This window comes from Stenotrophomonas sp. HMWF003 (assembly GCF_003061285.1).
GTDB lineage: Bacteria > Pseudomonadota > Gammaproteobacteria > Xanthomonadales > Xanthomonadaceae > Stenotrophomonas > Stenotrophomonas maltophilia_AP.
The window spans coordinates 1-22,246 of the sequence record NZ_QAIW01000020.1 but is presented as its reverse complement, the minus strand read 5'-3'; the positions used below and the strand labels follow the sequence as shown (position 1 = coordinate 22,246).

Sequence of the window (22,246 nt, the reverse complement as noted above, 5' to 3'; positions counted from 1 at the left end):
GCCCTGAACGGATCTGTCACGGCTGGCTAACGGCGGCGCGACGGTCCAGGCGGGGCATGGCACGACTCCGGCGGTACAGGGCAGGCAGGAATAGTCCCGCCGCCGTTAGCCAGCCGTGACAGATCCGTTCAGGGCAGGCGATTCGCAGGGACTTCACCCGCCAAGCGCTGTAGTGGAGTTCCCCCGTTCCGGAGTGATTCCCATGCCACGCGATCCCCTGCGCGAAGCCAGCACCCCGGTGCCTGGCGAACAGCACGCCAAACATGACAACCAGGACGCCGAAGACCGCGGCGCCGGGATGTCGCCCCCGACCGAAGCGGACCACCTGCCGGTGGTCTCCGGCCCCAGCCACGGCTACCGCGACCGCAAGGACCCCACCGGCGTGCCGCACCCGGGCGGGCGGGAAAACCAGGAACAGCGCCAGGCGCGCAAGGAACACGCCAGCGACAACCAGGATGAGGCCCTGGACGAGACCTTCCCGGCCAGCGACCCGACCTCGCCGTTCGTGCCGGCCAAGATCCCCCGGTAAGCGTCAAGCGGTGGCCGGTGACCGCCAAGCGGCCATCGGCCCGCTGATCACGGCGCCCACTGCCACTGCAGGCCCACGCCCACCCGGCGGTCCGGGCCGGGCTCGAAGTACCGCTGGTTGCCGTCGTTGACGATCACCGAGCCGATGTAGCGCTGGTCCAGCACGTTGTCGATGCGCGCGAAGGCCCGCAGCGTGCCCTGCGCGGTCTTCCAGCGCCGCGCCGCTTCCAGGTTCAGCAGCGCATACCCGGCCGCCTTCTCGGTGGCAAGGTCGTTCACCACCGTGTCGCTGGAGGCCACCAGCTCGGCGGCCCACTGCCACGGCCCGGGCGTGTACTGCATCCGCGCGTTCCACTGCTGCCTTGGCACGCCGGGCAGGCGCGCGCCGGCCGGCACCGTGTTGCAGCCCGCGGTACCGCACAGCGGGTACGCATCGCGCACCGTGGCTTCGATCCAGGTGTAGGCCACGGCCAGCTCGGTCTGTGCGCCCAGGGGCTGCACGTAGCTGGCTTCGGCGCCCTGCCGCCGGGTGCGGCCGATATTGCGGTAGGTGGCACGCCCGCCGCTGTTGCTGGCCACCGCCAGTTCGTCGTCGGTGTCCGCCCGGAACAGGGCCGCCTCCAGCCGCGCGCCGCTCTGTGCGTGCCATTTGCTGCCCACTTCCAGGTTGCGGCTGCGCGCGGCCGACAGGTCCAGCGCCAGCCCGGCCTGGCCATCGGCGCGGTAGCCCAGCTCGTTGAAGGTGGGCGTTTCAAAGCCCCGCCCGGCCGAGGCGTACAGCCGCCAGGCATCGCTGGCGCGGAACACGACCCCGGCCACCGGCGTGGTGGCTTCATAGCGGCGCGCGCCGCTGTCATCGGGGTTGCGGGCGGTGATGTAGTGGTCGTTGGAGCGGAACCGCACGTTGCTGTGGCGCAGGCCGAGCAGCAGCGACCAGCGCGGAGCCCATTGCCACCACGCCTGGGCGAACTGGTCGATGTTCTCGACCCGGTCGGCCTGGTCGCGGCGCAGGCGGCCCTTGACGCCCAGCTGGTCGCCCACGAAGTTCTCGTAACCGCGGCGATCCTGCAGCTGACGGTCGGCATTGGCGCCGATCACCAGGTCCAGCGGCCGCCCGGCCCAGTCGCCGTGCCAGCTCCAGCGCGCGTCCACGCCGCCGTAGTCGCCGTCCAGGTCGATCACCCCGCCGGCATGCAGCGGGCTGGCCTGCGGCCCGGGGGGAATGGCCAGGTACTGTTCCACGCTGCGTTGCCCGGCATAGCCCATCGCCCGCCAGGTATGGGCGCCGTCGGTGCGGGTGAAGACCAGCCCGGCCTGGGCCTGGCGCACCGATTTGCGGGTGTTGTACTGGGTGGCCACGGCGGTGGCCTGGCGCGGATCGGCATTGACCTGGGTCCGGCTCAGGCCGAGCGGGTCCTGCGCATCGGGCGAATCGAAGTAGTTCAGCACCAGGTCCAGCTGGCCGCCGCCCACATCGGTGCCCAGCCGCGCATTCACCGACTCGCGGCGGGCGGCGCTGTGGTCGCGCCAGCCATCGGTGCGGAAGTGGTTGGCGGCCACGTTGTAGCGGATCGGCCCCTGCTGGCCGCGCAGCTGCGCGCCGGCGCTGAGGGTGTTGTCGCTGCCCGTGTCCAGGCGCAGCCGCCACGGGTCGCCCGGCGCGCCGTCGGCGCTGAACACCTGCACCACGCCACCGGAGGAGTTGCCGTACAGCGCCGAGAACGGGCCGCGCAGCACGTCCACCCGCTGCGCCGAGAGCAGGCTGGCATGGGACAGCTGGCCCTGGCCGTCGGGCATGGTGGCCGGCACGCCGTCCACCAGCACGCGTACTCCGCGCACCCCGAAGGTGGACCGTGCACCGAAGCCCCGGATCGACAGCTGGGTGTCCTGTGCATAGTTCTGGCGGTCGCGCGCCACCACGCCGGGGATGCCGCCCAGCGCTTCGGAGATCTGGGCCAGGGTTCCATTGGCTTCGTCATCCAGCCAGACCGTGCTGATAGACGCCGGCAGGTCCGCATCGTCCACCTGCTGCACCCGTGCCGCCTGCACCTGAACCGTGGGCAGGCGCTCGATCGGCGGGGTCTCGGCCGGGGCAGGCGCGGCCTGTGCCGGGTTCGGCAGCAGCGCCGCCGAAAGCAGCGCGGAGGGGACGACAAACGCGGAAAAACGCAGCATACGGGCAGGGGTCCTCAGCGGCAGGGCACGCCGCACGCCATGGTACGGAAGATGACGTGACGGCGGCTGCCGCGCCCACGGCGCGGCTTTGTTAGGATGGCTTGGTTTTGGCTGATTCTGCCGCAACCTGCGTCGCGCCAACCTCCCCCCTTCCGTCATCCGAATGAGTACCGCCGTGTCCTTCTTTGCAAATGTGGAACTGGTCCCAGGCGACCCGATCCTGGGCCTGACCGAGGCTTACAACGCCGACAGCCGCTCGACCAAGGTCAACCTGGGCGTGGGCATCTACTACGACGAAAGCGGCCGCATTCCGCTGCTCCGCGCCGTCAAGCAGATCGAACAGCAGCTGGCCGATGAAGCCAAACCGCGCGGCTACCTGCCGATCGACGGCCTGCCGGCCTACAACCAGGCCACCCGCGAGCTGGTGTTCGGCAAGGACTCGCCGCTGCTGGCCGCCGGCCGCGTGGCCACCTCGCAGACCATCGGCGGCAGCGGTGCGCTGCGCGTGGGCGCCGACCTGCTGCACCGCCTGCTGCCGCACGCCACCATCGCCATCAGCAACCCCAGCTGGGAAAACCACCGCGCGGTGTTCGGCGCCGCCGGTTTCGAGGTCGTGGAATACAGCTACTTCGACCCGACCACCCACGGCGTGGATTTCGACGCCATGCTGGCCGACCTGGGCAAGCTGCAGCCGGGCACCGTGGTGCTGCTGCACGCGTGCTGCCACAACCCGACCGGCGCCGACCTGACCGTCGCGCAGTGGAAGCAGGTGGCCGAGCTGTTGAAGGACCGCCAGCTGTTCCCGTTCATCGACATGGCCTACCAGGGCTTCGACAAGGGCATCAGCGAAGACGGCGCCGCAGTGCGCATCATCGCCGAGGCCGGCATCGACAGCTTCGTGGTCGCCAACTCGTACTCCAAGTCGTTCTCGCTGTATGGCGAACGCATTGGCGCGCTGTCGGTGGTGGCGCCGGACGCGGCCTCGGCCAAGGCCGTGCAGTCGCAGGTCAAGCGCATCATCCGCACCATCTATTCCAGCCCGTCCAACCACGGCGCTGCGCTGGTGGCCGGCGTGCTCAACAGTGTTGAGCTGCGCCAGGTGTGGGAAGCGGAACTGACCGAGATGCGCGAGCGCATCCACGCCCTGCGCCATGGCCTGGTGGAGAACCTGGTCGCCGCCGGCGCCCCGCAGTTCGCCTTCATCAACGACCAGGCCGGCATGTTCTCGTACTCGGGCCTGACCCGCCCGCAGGTGGACCGCCTGCGCGACGAGTTCGGCATCTACGCCGTCGGCACCGGCCGCATCTGCGTGGCCGCGCTGAACCAGGGCAACCTGGCGTACGTGGCCAAGGCCGTGGCGACCGTCGCCAAGGGCTGATCCGCGCCCGCTGCAGCACCCCAGGAACGGCCGCCCAGTGCGGCCCTTCCTGTGTCCGGGTCCCTGCGGCCTGTGCGGCCCTGACCTCCCGACCTGGCGCGCTGTCCTGCGCCTGCCTCGTAATGCCCGCGGCAACGGGCGACAATACGGCCCCCAAATGTCTTTGGCAGCCATTCCATGTCCCGTACGTCGCTTACCCGGTACCTGATCGAAGAGCAGCATGCCGGCCGCATCAACGCCGACCTGCGCCAGCTGATCGCCGTCGTCGCCCGCGCCTGCACCAGCATCTCCATCGCGGTCAGCAAGGGCGCGCTCGGTGGCGTGCTGGGCGAGGCCGGTACCGGCAACGTGCAGGGCGAAGCGCAGAAGAAGCTGGACGTCATCAGCAACGAGATCCTGCTCGAGGCCAACGCCTGGGGCGGCCACCTGGCCGCCTGCGCCTCGGAGGAAATGGACCACTGCCAGCCCGTGCCGGACACCTACCCGCGCGGCGACTTCCTGCTGCTGTTCGATCCCCTCGATGGCAGCTCCAACATCGACGTCAACGTCTCGGTCGGCACCATCTTCTCGGTGCTGCGCTGCCCGCCGGGCACCGAACAGCCCAACGACGCCAGCTTCCTGCAGCCGGGCACCGCGCAGGTTGCCGCCGGTTACTGCATCTACGGCCCCAGCACGCAGATGGTGCTCACCGTGGGCCACGGCACCCATGCCTTCACCCTGGATCGCGAGAAGGGCGAGTTCGTGCTGACCACGCCGGACATGCAGATTCCCGCCGACACCCAGGAATTTGCCATCAACATGTCCAACCAGCGCCATTGGGAGGCCCCCATGCAGGGCTACGTGCAGGACCTGCTGGCCGGCAAGGAAGGTGCGCGCGGCAAGAACTTCAACATGCGCTGGATCGCCAGCATGGTGGCCGACGTGCACCGCATCCTTACCCGCGGCGGCATCTTCATCTACCCGTGGGACAAGAAGGACCCGTCCAAGGCCGGCAAGCTGCGCCTGATGTACGAAGCCAACCCGATGGGCCTGCTGGTGGAACAGGCTGGCGGCGCCGCCACCACCGGGCGCGAGCGCATCCTGGACATCCAGCCCGACCAGCTGCACCAGCGCGTGCCGGTGTTCCTCGGCTCGCGCAATGAAGTGGCCGAAGCCACCCGCTATCACCGCGAGCACGACAGCGCGCAGGGCTGATCGCAACGCACGGGGCCGGCCCGCCGCCGGCCCCGTGCGTGCCATGGAAAAACCTTACGTGGCAACGGCGTGACATCGGCCAGCGCAGCGGTCACCATCGGGGCCAGATGCCCACGGATGACCCCATGACGGCCGACACGCAGCACGACTTCATCGAAGTAATCCACAACGCCATCCCCGCCGATGTGTGTGCCGCCATCCAGGCCAGGATGCGAACCAGTGCGCAGTTGCGGCCCGGCGAAGTGGGCAGCGGCGTGTTCCCGGAACTCAAGCACAGCAAGGATCTGCGCATCAGCGGCGACGCGGCGTGGCGCGATGTGGACATGCTGTTGCAGCAGGCGGTGTTTCGCGGTGTTTTGAGTTATCTACGGCGTTATCCACAGGCACTGATCTCGCCGCTGATGTTGCAGATCCAAGACAGCGAAGGTAAACCGCGCCGCCTGGCAGCCGACGATTTCCCTGGCATGGACGATGCAACGTTGTCGGATCTGGCCCGTACCTGCCTGCGTCCCGGTGCCATCAATCTGCAATGGTATGCAGCGGGCGAGGGTGGCTATCCCTATTGGCATTGCGAGCTGTACCCGCGCGATCCCGCCGGCGAAACGCTGCACCGCCACCTGCTGTGGACGCTCTACCTCAACGACGATTTCGAGCAGGGCGAAACCGAGTTCCTGTTCCAGCAGCGCAAGATCGCCCCACGCACCGGCAGCCTGCTGATCGCCCCGACGGCGTTCACCCACACCCACCGCGGCAACCGCCCGCAGGGTGGCGACAAGTTCATCGCGACCAGCTGGGTGCTGTTCCAGAGTGCGCAGAAGCTGTTCGCAGGCAACTGACGGCGACACCACGCAAGCCCCCGGTAGTGCCGGCCGCTGGCCGGCTCCCGACACACCTACCGCAGACCCGTCGCCATCACGGCAACGCGTCCGCAGTGCAGGTTCCCATGCATCCCGTCGTCCCGCGACGCTCTAGAACAACGACCCCTGCGGCGACTCCACCCGCGGCGGCAACGGTCGGACGAACTTGTCGCAGTCCAACTTCGGCCAGTGGCTGTTCTGCGCGTCGAACCCCAAGCGCCTGCGTGCAAGCTTGAAGCGGCTCGACAATAGATCGGCATACACGCCTTCGCCGCGCATGCGGCTGCCGAACTCGCTGTTGTAGTCCTTGCCACCGCGCAGCTGGTTGATGGTGCTCATCACGTGCGCGGCGCGGTCGAGGTGGTGGGTATCGAGCCAGTCGCGGAACAACGGGGCCACTTCGAGCGGCAGGCGCAGCAGTACATAGCCCGCGGTGGATGCGCCGGCATCGCGCGCGGCTTCCAGTTCGGCGTCGTTGATCCACGGGATCACCGGGGCCACCATTACCCCGACCGGGATACCCGCGTCGTGCAGGCGGCGCATCGCGCGCAGGCGGGCGTGCGGTGCCGACGCGCGCGGTTCCAGCTTGGCCGACAGGTGCGGGTCGAGCGAGGTCACCGAGAAGTGCACGCTCACCAGGTTCTGTTCAGCGAGCGGGGCCAGCAGATCGATGTCGCGTTGGACCAGGGCGTTCTTGGTGATCAGCGAAAACGGCTGCCGCGTTTCCAGCATGACTTCGATCAGCTGGCGGGTGAGTTTCAGCTTGCGCTCGATCGGCTGGTACGCGTCGGTGTTGATGCCCAGCGCAATCGGCTGCGGCACGTAACCGGGGCGCGAGAACTCCTTGCGCAGCAGCTGCGGTGCGTTGGTCTTGGCGAACAGTTTGGTTTCGAAATCCAACCCGGGCGACAGGTTGAGGTAGGCATGCGACGGCCGGGCAAAGCAGTACGAGCAGCAACACTATATGTGTTTGTAGATAAGTGTTCACCACACAGTCCAGGATCCTAGGATTGCTTCAGAGCCTACGCCCGGATAGGCGGGATATTGCGTCCTAGCCCCAGTCGATCCAGGGCAGGTTAGCGACCTTGTTGCCGCGCCCGCTACGCTCGCCGTCGGACCCCGTGCGAGGTCGACGTGCTCACTCGGTCGTATTCGGCGGGCAACACCCTTGGCCCTCGCAAGCAGGGGCGTTGTACTGAAACGCCCCGCGCCAATCGAAGGAGTGCTATTCAAGCACTTTTACTAGAAACGGGTGCGACGACAAGGCAGAGGCATGCACGTCACTCCGAACGAATACTTGCCATGCAGCCCCCTCTACATAGAAGAAGGCGCTACGCTGCGAGCGTTGTGATGTTGATCGGCCACCGGTGCAATGAGCCCGGGCGGGTCTTGCTTCCATTCATGGTTACGGCTGGTGGATCCCTTCAAACAACGTAGCGGATGACCTGTCTCGTTGGTGTCACTTGATTATCCCGGACCCGACCGATACAGCGACATTAACAGCATGATCAGAAGAGAAGCCGGCAATTCACCAGGACGTCGCGCTGCATGATCATGCCTAGACCCTTCGCAGACCGTCCTTGCGGGCAGGTCTGCCCAAATCCACGATCAGAAAGACCACGTCCACCTCGCGATGATCATCCGCGTAGGCAGCAAGGAACCCAGCCACCTCATTATCCTTATCGTCCAACGGGATGTGGCCTAGATAGGACAGAGACGCCGGATACTCGCTCCTGATCATCTCACCGACATATTCAAGCAGTGGAAGTAGCGGTGTATAGGAGTAGATGACATGGAAGTAGATTGCGCATTTCCCATAGGAAAATAGCTTTTGAAAGTGAGCCTTGATGTTCCCTTTGTCGAGAGACTGGCACACCAATGCCTCTAGAACCGCTACCTCCTGGCCTGAAGCACGTATGACAAGATCTCGCTCCCCCAGATTCCCCCTCTCCGTAGCTCCACCGAGTGACTGATCGGCAACGTCCCACCGGATAAAGGCGAGGCGCGCGCCAAGAATCTCTTTCAATGCAGTGTTAAGGTCGTTCTCATACTTTGCGTCCTTTCTCGGGTCTTGACGCCGGCCCGTATTTGTCTCGCACCTCGCTTCATTCCTCGCATCTCCCCGATTGCGAAGAATCGCACCCATGTGCTGAAGCGCCGCAAGGGATTGGGACACCATCTTGACCAGAAATCCTTTGAGTCCAGCACCTGATGGATCGAATAGCTGACCTATGTCCGCCGGCCGAAGAACCAGCATCTTCTGCAGTGACAATTGAATCGAGGACAGCGCATCTATTTTTGTCGTCACCACCGACGGATATTTGAGCGCCGACCGGTTCGATAGAGAATCTTTAAGCTTGATCAGGTCACTGACTGCCCCGAACTCGTCAATGGCTGCATCTAGAACAGCCCTCGCCTCATCATTCCGCCCTAGCTTCGACATCGCCAATGCTGCGACATGCTCAATGCTGAGCACCTTATTATGCTCTCGCATAGGCTCCAAGCTTTTCAACACCTCCTCTGGCCTACCCAACGCGAGGAGAAGCAGCCCGCGGTTAGCGAGAAGACCGCTGCTCAGCTCGCTTTCGTGAGTTTTGATCAGTTCACTCATTCCAGTGAGCAACTTCTCACCTTCTGCCCTGCTGGCCCCATCCAAAGGATCAAGACCAACGTCGAGCAGTAGGCGCAGCGCCGCCGCATAGGCATTTTCTCTATAGGCGACCGCACTCCCGCTACGAGCCGCAAGCCGCTCAAACGCTGCTTTAGCCCGTGACAGGTCGCCGGCAGGGCGAACCAATTGTGACGTCGCACGCCAAAAGAGCAGCACGTCCTCCGCTCTCCTCACTAACCCCTGATCGAGATCTTCAGGAAGGCGTGATTGATCGAGCTCACGCCACTTCCTATCATTGAAAAGCAATCGGAGACGGAGATCGAAGATGTTGAGCTTTACCTCGGGCGGCGCGTTCCGAGAGAGTGAATCGATGTCATCCAGATGCTGACGAGCTACCTTCTTCTCGTCGGCATCCAGCAACAAACGGATGCGCCTCTCCATTTCGGTCCACGTCCAAGCAACGGCTGCGTTGGTCGGCCCCAAGCTTCGTATCTTCGTTCGGACAACGCGTCTTCTGCTCTTAGGAAGCATCACGCAGAATTCGGCGAGAAATGCAGGATCATCAGACTCCGCAATGCTTCTCAGCATTTCATTTTGCTGGCGAGTCCCTAGTGTCCGCCATGCTTGAGCCAAGTCCTGGGCCGGCGAAGACGTCTCCTTACGAGATATCCGATCTGGCGTGTACCTGTCGGTCAGTGCCGGCACATGCCCCTTATCTCCATGCTGAGCAACACTAATTGAGATCAGCTCCAACAGCGCATCAAACAGTGATCTTGGGATTGAAGAAGTGGTCCAGCCGCCGATGGCCCGTGCAAGAATCTGCACGTGGGCCCTAAGGGTCTTCGCCAACGAGTACTGAACCGAATGATCACGTTCTGAAGACGCCCTACGGGCAAGTCGCCTTGCATCAATCGGATTCAGGAATGATGGTCTGGAAGAGGAGCTGGACAAGCCAATTTCCGCCAGTCGTGCACAAAGCGTCGAGGGCAGCCAAGAAGCGTCCGTCCAGTCCAACCTTAGGTCACGGCAAATGCGTTGATAGAGATCGACCACCGGCGACAGATCAAGATGACTGGCAATTGGTAAGATGCCTGCCGCATCAAGCACGCCCCGGAAGCACACCCTTGGGGGGTTCCAGTCGCCTTCAGCTTGGTCCATGAGATGTTGCAGTATCACCGACTGGTCACTTTCAGGTGCGTTTGCCATCAGACCCAGCAGACCTCTGCCAATGACTTCTGTCGGCTCCAATTCTCTCTGAGGGACCTGGCTGTAGGAGTAGTAGCACCACGTAATGAGCGATGAAAGCTCCAGAAGATCGGCCCGCCCGACCCGAATCTGGTGGGATAAGATCAACACCGATTCTTGGATTGCGAACGACCTTGCTTGTGTGTCACTGATCGCCCTGTTGCCCGTGAGCGCTCCCGCGAAATTCCGGCTTCGCATGATGATCCATGTCGCCCACGGGGCCGTTCGCTGGGACAAGAGCATGTCAACCAGAAGCACCGGGGCATTGTGCACCTTGAATATCAGGTGCTGCATGGCCACCGGATGTTTAGCCACCAGATCCATGACCGCCTTGATACTTGCCTTGATTCGGGTGCCGCCAGATGTCATCTCCATCTCGGAACAAAGCAGACCGAAGGCAAAACCTATCGAACTCGACTGCAGCAGTTCTCCCATCACCAGTCGCTGGACATCTGGCCTATTCAACCAATCAGAGCGGTTAATCAGCGAGAGTGGCCTACTCGGTAGCGCCCTTTCGGCATCCGGCCGACTGTCGGCCGCCTGCGCACCTCTGTTTGCCGGAGAGGTCTGGACCTCAATGGCTTCCCAATCGCGCCAGATTTCCTGTCGATCCAGAACGCGAAGAGCTGCTTCGCGGCAGAGGCTTCTTTCACGAGCGCTCCAACGTGGGTCCCACTGCGCGGGACAGTGAAGCACATTGCACCATGTCTGCCACTGCAGGAATATTCCATCAACCACGGCATCAGCGACCGATCGAGACCCACGTTCGTCCTCTTCATCAGTGGACTCCGCATCCTCATCCGACTCGTCATCCCCTGTGATTTCGCCGACGTCAGCCAGTTCTGCTCGGCACAGTTCGGTCCATAGCCGCCTCGCGAGCCAAAGTGCATCTTTGACAGGGATATTCTCCCCACGCCGATCCTCCAACCACTTCTTAACTTCCATCGCCGGAGTACTCAGGCCACTTGCACTCCCCCTCTCAACCAGATCGATTCTGGTCAGTTTCCAAAGAAAGTCGTCCGTTCTCGAATCTAGCGGTGCATTTGCCGCGTCCTCTGGATCATCACTGGAGCGAGCCCATCGGCCCCCATCGAACTTTAGCCATCCCCTCTGACGAAGCTCTGCAGATGAGGGGCACTTGTCACTGATTCGCTCCGGAGACGCGTCCCACGCCGCGAGTGTGCATTCGGAAGCACCAACATACTCCAAACGGTACTGGCGGCACAGCTCGATCAGGACGGCCTCATCAAACGGCTTGCCTTTGTACCTCGCCTGACCCTGGTCAGGTTTGGGTAACCATCGCTCGAACTCACGCCTGAGCTGATAGCGGTCCTGTTGTGGTGACCAAGAGGCCGTCCACGGAGAGATCATCCCAAATTCCACCACTACCTCGGCTCCAAGCCTGACCTACTCGTATAATAGCTTCGTTGGATCAGTCACCATGCTATATCTGTTCCAGGAAATGCGTTCATTACGGTGCCCTCGAGTGCTGAGATCCTTAAGGGACTAGCCGGGGAGAGACGGCACAATGCCTCCTATCCCAGGGCAATGCGAGGCAGGTTGGCGTCAGCATGGCCGTGGCCAGCCACTCTTGGTCTTGGATAAGGGGCCGAAACACTGGATAGAGGGTAGCCGGTGGTGCGATGCATCCGAGAGGGACAAGGCGTTGACTCATGCAACATTAAGATCGCCACGTCGAAAGGACTTTTCCCCCACCGATTCCATTCCTTCTAGCCGGCCTCAATAGTGATCGAGATTGAATGCGCCTTGCTCAATCTTGTCGGAGGACTTGCTGCGTTTGTACAAGTAGTACATGTTTCGCGTCTCGCGGATGACGGGATGCTTTCCCGCGTGATTTATGAGCAGGATGCGGTCTTCGGATATCTGCACTCGAAGCAATTTGAGGAGCTTTCCCTTGATCCACTCATCTGACCAGAATCCTTCGTCAATTGAGCGAATGAGCTGCTGGTTGTTCAGCCAGAAGTAGTCCAGATCAAATCCTTTGAAGTCAAAGGATGACAAACAGCCGGTCTCCCGTTTACGGAGATGGAAGTGGGTGTCGTAGAAATTCTGGTCCGCCTCGGCCTCAAGTGACGCTCTCCATGGTTCAAAGCCTCCTCGATCAAAGCTCTGCGGCTCACCTTCTATGCGCGGGGTAAAAAAGCAATAGACGCTCGAGATATCAGGCGTGGTTGCCAGGTACCCTAGTTCTTCGGGATCAACGTAGATCCGGGCAGTACCCTGCACAACGAAAGACGACTTGATCTGGAGGAACCTTCTCCACAGCTCTTCGCCTTTGAATCTTGATCATGCTGCATTTGAAACCACCAGATCAATCCCGAAGTCTGGACTGTACTTGCCGGCTTCAAAGCCATGGAAGTACAGTTGACTTGCGATCCAGAACTCCGCTGCGTTGCCGAGGAAGAAGTTTTCGTAGTTCAGTTCGTCTAGTGGCAAAGCTGCTCATCCCAGGCTGTATTTACCTCAATTGTTGTTTAGCTTGGACTGGATATGCAATCGAATGCTGACGTGACTTTTCGCACCAGCTGCCGGCGTATGGCGCTCTCAGATGACTCCGTGCAAGGCTTTGGACCACGATGACGGAGGAGAGTGTTGCAGCCCCTAGGTCACCTACTCTGGCTCCCGTGCGGGCAGGCGCGCCCTGGGCAGCCTGCGAGTTCTTGGAGCTCGTCAGTGGTGTTGAGGCAGGGCTGAGTCGTGAACAGATGGCGAACCGTCACGGGCGCTCATTGAGTGCAATAGATATGGCCGCACGGCGGCTGCTACCAGATTCGGCGCGACCAGAGATTCCGGCGAATTGCGTAGCTGCTCTCGCCACCTATCTACACGAGAATCAGACCACAGACAGGCATGCGATGGTTCACGCTTTATCACCCGCTTTTGCCTCTGCCTCTGCTTCTGCTTCTGCTTCTGCTTCTGCTTCTGCTTCTGCTTCTGCTTCTGCTTCTGCTTCTGCTTCTGCTTCTGCTTCTGCTACGCACAGTGTTGGCGTACCAGCGTGCGACGAGGCTTTCGCACCGAGTCGCTCGGTGATTCACGATTCCACCGCCGCGTCGGCGCTGAGAGACCCCGCATCTCTAGATGTTGACTTGTCTGCCATGTTCAGACCGAGGCTGGACTTTCGCGCAGACTCTGTTGGCCTTGAAGATGTGGGTATGCTGCTCAGCGCTGCCGTAGCGAGCTTGCCAAAGGCGCGGGACCGTGATGTGCTGGGCTTGCGGCTGGGATTGGACGGACAGCCCCGAACATTCGCCGAGATCGGCGCGGAGTGGGGAGTGTCCAGAGAGCGTGTCCGCCAAGTCCAGGAGCGCGCGCTCCGGAGGTTAGCGTATCGCTCGCGGTATGAAGGGATGCCCGGGGCCGCACTAAAGGCCCTACTTGAACCAGCTACTGGCTCAGTCGAGGCACTTGCGAGCTTACTCTTGAAAGTAAGCAATAGCGCCTTTGAGGTTCCGCCACGTCTGGCGGCCAAGCTGGTTCTACGCGCTGGTGGCTTTTCCGCCGCATTAGCACTCGAGATATCTTCACTTCTCCCGGCGCTCGATCGCACTCGGAAGGCCCGACTTAGGAGCATCGAGAAGGATCGCGCCTCAGCACATAGAGTCAGTCAGGTCTTCAGTCGATGGCTTGAACATTGCAATTGGCCTGGGAAGTCAGCTCCTCCCCCTGCAGCGGAGGACCTATCGTCACAGCGGACTGTAAACAGGTCGGAGATTGCCGGGCTCTTCCGATCGACCAAGCTCGGCCGCTCAGTGCAGTATGAGTCTGGCTTGGAGCTGGATGTATTGAAGCTCCTAGAGCGTTGCGAGCAGGTGGCCTACTACCAGGAGCAGCCGGCCATGATCCCGTACACCTTCGAAGGTCGGAGCCGAAGGTACTTTCCAGATCTACTCATCGTAACCACTGACGGGCGAGGGCTACTGCTAGAGGTGAAGCCGAGCGACCGTATGGCCCTGAGCATCAATCAAGCCAAGTCCGCCGCTGGGCTTGCTTGGGCAAATTCACAGGGTTTGGGATGGTTGGTAGTGAGTGATCGTCACACCTTCAAGGACATCGAGGAACACGTAATCCCTGCAGTTGGATGGCAGGTTCTGGACAATGCGTTGAAGCTGCGAGGAGCACTTACATGGCGCGATTTGATCAGCTTACGCTCAGATAACGGCCTGACTGGATTTGACGTTACTGCCTATGTGGTTCAATCCGGTGCAACGCTCGATTCTGGTTATCGCCTCACGGCGCGGACAGTCTGAGTTCCACTCCTATCCGCATACGATCTGTGGCAGGAGCGACGATAGCAATGCCTGGAGATTGGTGTGTGCCTCTAGCGCCTCGCTCTTGGTTACGGGCTTGTCGTAGCTCACGCTGGCGTCAGTGCCTATCTTTGCAGCGAGCGATACGTTGACGTTGAGACCAGCCTCTTTCCGTAGCGACTCCGCCAATGCGCTCAAGTTATGGCTTAGCTTGAAGGGTATCTTCCTGACAGCGAGGAGACCCTTCATCACCTTCTCAGCGCTCGTTGCCGTGTCGCGCCGGGACTTTCCGTAGCTTCGCTCGAGACTCACTAGTGCTTCCACGCTGTGAATGTAGTCCGCTCTGGCTTGATCGAATAGCGGCTCGTCGTAATGATTCAGCACATCAAGCAGCGAAAGTGCATCTAGCCCAATCATGAATTCTTCCTCGATCCTCTCGATGGCGTCATCAGTCAACGATGTGGCATATGCCTGCGTCATTCCCTCAAAGCAGTCGAGCATGTTCACCTGAATCGGGGCACGGCTGATGAGGTTGCGTGGCCGTCCTGTTTGCAGCTGTCGGTCGCAGACAAGAATTAGACTGCCATATCCACCAGGTGCGCGCACCTTCCACAAGCGATGCTCCAGAGCCACCAGGAAGTAACCAATGGTGGGCCGGGTCCTGATGTCATCTCCGAAGCGGAGGTCGTACCACTCCCTAGCCCGGTTCATAAGACCTAACACGGAGTAGGGGTCGATGTTTTCAGTCGCCCTATGGAAGAGATCTATTGGCTGACCTTCTCCGTATGTCGTCGCAATCAGCGTCACGGCATGAAAGGGTCGCTGATGGATGTGAAGATCTAGTCCGTTCAAGTGCTGATCAATCGCCAGCATCATGCTGTTGAACGCTTCCTCTGACGTCGGCTTGGTGGGCGAGTCCCAGTTTGCAGTCATGCCTTAGCTCCAGTTGCACCATGATCATAGGTTGGAAGAAACGTGGCTCGCCGTTCAGACCAACGCCAGACCAGCTGTGTTTCGTTCGTCCAAGAGGTGAACAGATTTCACGCACCCCAAGACCCGGCTCAGCTAACCAGTTGCTTACTATCGGCCGGATCGCTGCCTCCCTTTGCGAGCTTTCGCACACGCTGCCGGGTCCGATTTCGGGTACCGCTCGGAGTGCAGCTGAGCAAGGGCCAAGTGTCGCAAAACTGGCTCCGCACCTTGCTCGCTAGCTCAAGGTGACTCGTGCGAGGTTCCGCTTCAAGTAGTTCCTTTATCACTTAGATGATCCTGTGCATTGCTTACGAGTTACGCTGTCTTGCCTGAGCCTGCTCTGCGATGTCGAGCTCTTGCATCTTGATCAAGGCGGACTCGTTGAACCTTGCCGGCGCATACCTGACGCCTTCTCGCGAGGGAGCAGTTAGACCAACGATGGTACAGGGAAGATTCGCTGCATCGAATTTTTGTCTAATGAACTCAGCCTCGGCGGCATCATGTGTTGACATGAAAAGCTGATACTTGTTCAGGGAAACCATGTTTCGCATCAAGTCGACGAAGGACGCTACGTGAACTATGTCGTTATGCTGTAGCGGGTCATCCATCAGTAGAGCGCGCCACCTCGCCCAAGGGTAGGCGGTGCTGGCTGCACACAGAATACTGAAGCCGTTAGCCGCCAACTGACCCTCGCTAAGCACTACTTGAGGGGGCAAGTCAGTGCTGTGCAAGATGTCCGCTTTGGGATCCTTGTACCGAATCTTCAGGTCGAACTTAGTTCGGTTCTTCTGGTGCTTTGCGTCGAGAAATATTGATTCGCCTGATGTGGTCAGCAGGGCATCGTTGAATTCACCAATTCGGTCATTGAGCGGTTCAAGGAACTTTGTTGCAAAGTCGCTAGCTTCGTCTGTGAGACGTGCGCCAAAAATCTTTACTGCTTCCTGCGCGGACTCCGTCATCTTCAATGATGATCGCGCTGATACTTCCCGCCGGTCTAGTTCTTCCAAGAAGCCATCCGGGTCGTTAGCAGCGACTTCTCCCGCCGTCTCTGCCATTTGCCTGACAATGTTAGCGATGGTGGTACGGCTAAGGGTCGCCTCATGTTGCTTGGCGAGTGCGACTACCCGGTCCTGCAGCAAGTGGGCGTTGATCTTGGACTGGTGCAGCTCACTGCCGCGGGCTTGGAGCGTGATTGCGCTTGGTTCCCCAGGCAGCCCGGCCTGCACCCAGGTACTAACCAAAGAATGAGACTCTTCAATAAAGGCCACTTTCTGCGCGAGGAATGCATCCATCTCACCCTGAGCCGCTGCCATCGTCGTGCGCCACACCATCTCTTCTTCTCCCGCTTTCAAGGCGGCGTGCTTGCACGAAAGCTCCTGAATCCTTAGGGCAAGAATCTCTTGCCGAAGCGTCATGATCTCGTACTGACTGTTGTTCAAGGCAATGATTGAGTCATTTGACGTTTCAATCCTTGACCTCACGTCCGTCAACGCAATTTCCCTTTCATTCTCTGCACGCGATGCCGCCTCGAGCAAGCCTTCCAACGTACTCAGCCCGTCTTGTGACGCGGCCAACCTGGCGAGCATCGCTGAGCTACGCGCATCGTTGCCCGCGTTCTCAGCAACCGCTGTCGTGTATGCCGTCTCCGCATCGGACCTGAGGCTTTTGGCCATGGATACCAGCGTATCCAAAGACGCTGCGGGGAGCTCCGACGACAGAATCCTCTCGATTGACCCCGCGCGTTCAACGACAAGATCCAACTCTTGTCGCCGGGCGTCCCGAGCACCGATGACTTTCTTCCGCTCCTCTATCACTCGTTCAAGCGAGCCGAGACGCTCGGCGCGCATGCGGTAGCTAGCCTCTGCCGACGCAAGATCCGCGTCTTGTGCAGCAGCCATGCCCTCCGCAATTAGCTTCAGTCGCCCGGCAGCGAACTCAGTCGCGCAAACCGGACACGTCCTGTCATCCGTATGAATATGGCTGGCGAGTTCGGCGACAGCCGAAGCCAAGCTCGTTGCACGTTGCCTCAGCGGTGTGACAACGAGGACCGCAGCTTCGACTCTATGAGCCGCTTCTAATCTTTCCTCTTCTAGCCGCTTCAAGTCTTGGGCGGCCAGCGCGGCCATCATGTTCGCCTGCTCCAAGGTCGCCTCGCATTCCGCTTTTTCATTGGTCGCTACGACCAACTCATCGGCAAGCGAGCTCCTTCTTACGGCGTCAGATAGAATTTTTGCTCGGTCGGAGACAATCGCTGCTCGTCGTGAGACCTCGTCAAGATCTTGCCTAAGCAAATTTACCTTTATCTTTTCGTCGGCGATCCTTGCCAGCAGCGACAGCTTCTCCGCTCGAAGACGACCAATCTCCCTAGTGTTCGCGACAACAAGCTCAAGGTCGCTTCGCAGCATCTCCAGCTCGCTAAGCCTTTGAATTGCCTTACTCAACTGCTCGGATACACGTTCCGAATCAATCGAACAGGTGAGCACCCGCTGACCTGCATCCTTCAGCGACCGCTCACTCTCCTTAACTCTTGAACGGAGAATTGCCTCTGCTTCTACGGATACTGTCTTGGACGCAAGCTCGATGTATCTGGCTGGATAGGAATCGAACTTAGAGAGCATCTCTATACGCGTGATGACGTCGCGATCGAAGTCGGACAAGGCGCCTCGAAGTCCAGCTATCCGTTCCGCGGGATCTACCCGGCCGTCTGCAAATTCGATTCCAGCGATCCGGCAGTCAAGTTCGAGTGTGTCCAGGAGGTTACCTAAGTCCTCAGCGCTCAGATCTCCCACTGCGAGGGCGGCCTTCCTAAGGCTGGACAAATTGCCCATCCAGTCCTGCCATCGTCTACGCAGCGTATCGATTGCATCTATCACTTCGCGTTCGCGCTGCATCCGTCGGCCGAACGCCAAGTGGACACCCTTGCCGACGAGCGAGGATTTCACCTCCTCCAGGCGATCAATGCCACTTGGCCCCCTCAGGGTCTCCCACTGGGTTCTTCGCTCTCTGTTTGCAAACCGGCTTTCGGAGGCTTGACCTAGGAAATGCGTGAACGCCAAGTAAGTACCCACGTCCGATATTTCAGCGGCCCAGCGTTCGGCCTTCAGTAGCTCCACCACCGCGCGCGGAGGGAGGCTCTCACCACTCTTTCGCGTGATTTCTCCGGCAGCTCCAAAGGATAGACGGACCATGTGCTCCCCGTCGGTCGCGTTCCTGCGCGTTAGATGGCGGTTGCTTGAGCCTTGGACATAGGGTCGGAACCTTTTAACATCGTCCGTAAGGCACCACTCCAGTGCGTCGAAGAAACTGCTCTTACCTAACCCATTGGCCCCAACGATCAAAGTCAGGCCAGGCGCCGCAGGAATTTGGATATTGAACCTTCCGAAAGTGCGAAAGTCCTCAATCTCGATCTCGCTAATGAATATCTGGTCCATTATTTTTCCCTGCGGCTCCAGCTGGCTACAAGCTCTTGAACAATCTGGTCATTATCCAAGTCTTCTTGGAGGCCAATATTTATCCACTCCTCCGCAGTTACCTTTGATACGCCTCCGTCAGCTAGCGCGGCAACCCGACTGAGACTATCCAAAGCCGCCATGGTGAACGCACCGTCGACCGCCCATGGTCTAGCCAAGAAGGTCCGCTTGATGAGCTTTTTGAAGCCACAATCGTCAAGAAGAGGATCGGACGATCTAAGCCAAGTGAACTTTCTTGCGACTCGGTCGTCGCGATCAATGGCCATCGCGATTGGCGTCCAGGCGTCCGAACCTTCGCTTCCCCGAGGTCCTATTAGAATGCATTGCAGGTCAAGGACCTCCGCGTTCCGTAGAAATGACCTCGCAACAACACACTGGTTCCTGACTCTTCGAAGAAACTCCTCAACATTGTCTTTATCGGGATCCTCTGGCAACACTGATAGAACAATGCTCTGACCCGCGATCTTGACCGCCATAACTTTGGGGGGAAGATCTACCTTTGAGATGTTCGCGACTTCGCTGCCGAAAGACCCGTCAAACTTGCAACCGGCTAGGTGTGGCGCATCAGCACCACTGAGGCCGAGCTCCTCAGCATGGGCGAGTAAACGTGTGTGAAGCTCGATCAGGTCAGAGCTGCTGCTTTCCCCGTCAACGTTCATCGCCCCCCCCTTTCGATGACTTCACTCGTCATCCGAGAAACATGCTCAACTTTAAGCGCATCCAGGCATTCGCTCAGAGCGGTGAGCCCTTGCTCAGCTGCTCTTCTAAACCTTTGATCCAGGGTGAGCAGAACACCTGGCGCGCTACTGAGCTCGGTGAACTTCGGCTGCGCCCCTCTTAGTTCTGCAAATCCATGCGATGCCATGATTGCCACCTGCAGCGGCGTATCAATCTCAGAAAGGAGTACGAATGCGCTTGACCAACCGTAACTCGGCGCCATCACCGCGACGGACTGGCGATCGATAAGTCTTGCGGCGCATACGTGTCCGGAGCTAGCCACGGGATCCGCTTTCCTTATGAGGTTCCCTGGTATTCCTCCAGAGGGCGTTGTTGTGGGCCACGCGCTTCCAACGGCCAGTGCGGCGGCCGTTGATTTGATGATTGCGTTGACGAGATGGGGTCCCACGAGAACACGTGCGCCGTGCTCGTAGATCTCTGAGTCCTTTGCACAAAGGCTCAATGTAAGGAAGCGATCAAGCAAAGCAACGTCGGCTTCAAGCTGCACCCGCCATTCATCCCAAAGCAAGCGCATTTTATCTCTGAGGTCCTTCGCGGCTCGGAAGCCAACAACGTTTCCATCGTCCTCGCCTCTCTCCAAGAACCCTTCCAGACCGAAGTGAATTCTTGTGAGTACGTATGCGTTTAGACGTCGATTGATTGCGTCAGCAAGATTTTTGCTCGGCATGTTGGCGACATTCCGAAGGGAAGCTCCTGTCCTTGCAATGCTTAACGTCGGACTTTTCAGCCTATCCATGTGCTCAGAAGAGTTGGTTAGCTGTCTAACGAAGTTTGACCACGAAATCGCTTCTGCAGAGATGTCCACTCGATCTGAATGAAGCGCGAGCCGGACCAAAGCCACTGCCACCTCCCTACCGACCCTTTCAGGGGGGTCGGAGACCATGATGGTGTAGTTGTGGTTGAAGTCTGACCAAAGCAGCTCCGCCTGCGCAGAGGTGATGTCGCCAGACCAGCGGACATTGCCTTGGTATGACTGGACACGCACCTGCCTATGCATCCGCCCTCCGTGCCGTGCGGCCACGTGGGGCGCAGGGGCTATGCCATATTTTCGGGCTGCCGCCAGAATGGCCTCATGACCCTTCTCCGAGAGGCTCGGAACGGATGCCGATTCACCAGCCTGGTCACACCACGTGCGGTGAGCGTCCTCGTAACCAGCAAGGAGGTCCACGAATGGCCCTCTAATACCACGCCTATCGGTACCTCTACGAATGACGGCCTCATCCACGCCAAATTGGTGACCATTGCACTCGAACCAAAGTTCTGCTTTATAGGTGGCCCCTGCGGGAGTTGCGATCTTGACTAAATCCGGTCCATGGATGTGCTCGAACTTCGCCTGTGAACTGCCTTGACAGGCCTTTATCGTTAGATAGGCAGCAAGGCGGTTCAGTATTGATGTTTCTGCATTTAGTAGATTCGCATCTCGTGTCTGAAGAATCAGGTGCACGCCAGGGCGTAGACGTCGCTCAATATCTCGGAGCAGCCCCATGGTCTCTACTTCCCCGCCAATTTCGTGATCGTAGGAGCTAAGGTAGTCGAATCTTTCACCGCGTTGCTGGGCCTGCCTAGCGCTCTCCTCAATTTGCAGAAGTGCGCTATGAAGTCTCTCGATGCCTGAGTACTGTGTGATGAGCTTAATGATACCCGCGTGGTCGAAGTCCGCACTGCCGGCAGCGACTAGATCGATGAGTCCTCCGTCGCCATTCCCACTGATGAGAAATCGTGATATCGCTGATCCGAAGATATTTCTCTCCGGAATCCCAGTATCGGACCAGTAGGTTCTGGACTGGATGCCCTTGACTGCTCCGGTGGGTTCCGCGCCGAAGCCGAAGGCGAGGACCGCCAAATCGTACGCGCGCTCTTCCGATATCCGGCCGTCCTCCGTATTGGGGGCCTCTCCCACGTCTAGGGCTCGGTGGATATTTAAACGAACTAGGTTTCCATCAATTCTTGAGCCAACAACCTCATGGCTCCTAAGAATCCGAAGGTGGTCGAGTTCCAAGCTCAGCGCCTCGAACTGTTTTCGCACCGAGCGCTGCACTTCTGCAGCCGGGCCAGAGGTCCAGTCGAGTATGGGAATTTCAGCTTCGAGGTCCGCACTACCCGGCTTGGGCCATTGGTAGATGTGAGGATCCAGCCTCCTCCTCCGAGCTGCTGACTGGAGGGGGAGCAGCTGCTCTGACCTTTCTATCAAGTCGACATTGGCAGTAGTCAAGAGGGCGAGAGCTGCGGCCACGGCCATACCAGCCGCACCACCACCCACGACGCAAACACGACTGCCTTCCTGGACCAGTTGCTGATCTACCAGCGCGTGTGCAAGCGCGAGACCGCGAACCTGCTGTGAGTAAAAGGTTATGCGTCCATCGTACGCACCCACGACGAAGACCCGCGCGCTTGCGGGTGACTGGGCACTTTCGATGATCTCACGCGCCGCCAGCAATTTGGCCTCTCATCCTTTAGAACTGAATTTGAAGGGTCCGTCCTATCCGTGCCGCTCGAAACGAGGACTTCATTAGCCTTTACCTCGAAAACTATTACACGCCAGGGAGGAGCATGAAAGGCGAGGCAACCACACACTCCCGAGGTTGCATCATGCCGAGCGTCTTCACGCCAGAGTGTATGACAAAGCGCGGCCGCATCCCATCCTCGATGGCCCCATAGCTGCTTCTTTCGCTTAAGCCCCGCTTAGACCCGGCTCAGCCCCCCCTTTCGATGCCGAGCAGCGCTTATGCAGGTGGTTAAGCTTGGACGGATCTCAGGCTGGGGAGTGCCCTATACCGTAGTGCTTTGCCCGCCAATGGACGCCGTGT

12 protein-coding genes and 1 pseudogene are annotated in these 22,246 nt (G+C 59.9%); 5 read left to right on the top strand and 8 right to left on the bottom strand.

Going from position 1 to position 22,246, the window contains the following annotated elements:
• Positions 1-202 precede the first annotated feature (202 nt).
• Positions 203-529, top strand: a complete 327-nt coding sequence (locus DBR34_RS00780) for a hypothetical protein (protein ID WP_128095312.1) — start codon at positions 203-205, stop codon at positions 527-529.
• Between the two features lie 47 nt (positions 530-576).
• Here DBR34_RS00780 and DBR34_RS00775 read toward each other — a convergent pair whose 3' ends face one another.
• Positions 577-2,703, bottom strand: a complete 2,127-nt coding sequence (locus DBR34_RS00775; RefSeq protein WP_128095311.1) for a TonB-dependent receptor — start codon at positions 2,701-2,703, stop codon at positions 577-579.
• 175 nt (positions 2,704-2,878) lie between these two features.
• On the opposite strand from DBR34_RS00775, the gene DBR34_RS00770 reads away from it, so the two are divergent.
• The 3 genes from DBR34_RS00770 to DBR34_RS00760 all read left to right on the top strand — a co-directional run bounded on the left by DBR34_RS00770 (position 2,879) and on the right by DBR34_RS00760 (position 6,111).
• The gene (locus tag DBR34_RS00770) at positions 2,879-4,081 is read left to right on the top strand and encodes an amino acid aminotransferase (protein ID WP_128095310.1); all 1,203 of its coding nucleotides are present in this window, start codon (positions 2,879-2,881) and stop codon (positions 4,079-4,081) included.
• Positions 4,082-4,258: 177 nt separating this feature from the next.
• Positions 4,259-5,275 (top strand): class 1 fructose-bisphosphatase, encoded by a 1,017-nt coding sequence (locus DBR34_RS00765; RefSeq protein ID WP_038691499.1) that lies wholly within the window; start codon positions 4,259-4,261, stop codon positions 5,273-5,275.
• Positions 5,276-5,400: 125 nt separating this feature from the next.
• Complete coding sequence (locus tag DBR34_RS00760; RefSeq protein ID WP_128095309.1) at positions 5,401-6,111, top strand: 2OG-Fe(II) oxygenase; 711 nt, start codon at positions 5,401-5,403, stop codon at positions 6,109-6,111.
• Between the two features lie 132 nt (positions 6,112-6,243).
• Here DBR34_RS00760 and DBR34_RS00755 read toward each other — a convergent pair.
• From DBR34_RS00755 to DBR34_RS00745, 3 genes and pseudogenes are all read right to left on the bottom strand, one after another.
• Positions 6,244-7,086, bottom strand: a pseudogene (locus DBR34_RS00755) (PA0069 family radical SAM protein); the annotation flags it as partial.
• A gap of 604 nt (positions 7,087-7,690) precedes the next feature.
• The gene (locus tag DBR34_RS00750) at positions 7,691-11,359 is read right to left on the bottom strand and encodes a hypothetical protein (RefSeq protein ID WP_128095308.1); all 3,669 of its coding nucleotides are present in this window, start codon (positions 11,357-11,359) and stop codon (positions 7,691-7,693) included.
• 369 nt (positions 11,360-11,728) lie between these two features.
• Positions 11,729-12,235 (bottom strand): hypothetical protein, encoded by a 507-nt coding sequence (locus DBR34_RS00745; RefSeq protein WP_128095307.1) that lies wholly within the window; start codon positions 12,233-12,235, stop codon positions 11,729-11,731.
• 1,544 nt (positions 12,236-13,779) lie between these two features.
• Between DBR34_RS00745 and DBR34_RS21995 the strand changes: the two genes are divergently transcribed.
• On the top strand, positions 13,780-14,259 hold the full coding sequence (locus tag DBR34_RS21995; protein WP_258223597.1) for a Tn7 transposase TnsA N-terminal domain-containing protein: 480 nt from the start codon (positions 13,780-13,782) through the stop codon (positions 14,257-14,259).
• A gap of 9 nt (positions 14,260-14,268) precedes the next feature.
• On the opposite strand, the gene DBR34_RS00735 is transcribed toward DBR34_RS21995, so the two are convergent.
• From DBR34_RS00735 to DBR34_RS00720, 4 genes are all read right to left on the bottom strand, one after another.
• Complete coding sequence (locus DBR34_RS00735; RefSeq protein ID WP_128095305.1) at positions 14,269-15,192, bottom strand: hypothetical protein; 924 nt, start codon at positions 15,190-15,192, stop codon at positions 14,269-14,271.
• Positions 15,193-15,539: 347 nt separating this feature from the next.
• Positions 15,540-18,662: an AAA family ATPase gene (locus DBR34_RS00730; protein WP_128095304.1), complete on the bottom strand. Its 3,123-nt coding sequence runs from the start codon at positions 18,660-18,662 to the stop codon at positions 15,540-15,542.
• Positions 18,662-19,360 carry a hypothetical protein gene (locus DBR34_RS00725; protein WP_128095303.1) on the bottom strand — a complete coding sequence of 233 codons (699 nt, stop codon included), beginning with the start codon at positions 19,358-19,360 and terminating at the stop codon, positions 18,662-18,664. Before DBR34_RS00725 ends, DBR34_RS00730 begins: the two co-directional genes overlap by 1 nt.
• Positions 19,357-21,876 carry an ABC-three component system protein gene (locus DBR34_RS00720; RefSeq protein WP_128095302.1) on the bottom strand — a complete coding sequence of 840 codons (2,520 nt, stop codon included), beginning with the start codon at positions 21,874-21,876 and terminating at the stop codon, positions 19,357-19,359. Before DBR34_RS00720 ends, DBR34_RS00725 begins: the two co-directional genes overlap by 4 nt.
• Between the last annotated feature and the right edge of the window lie 370 nt (positions 21,877-22,246).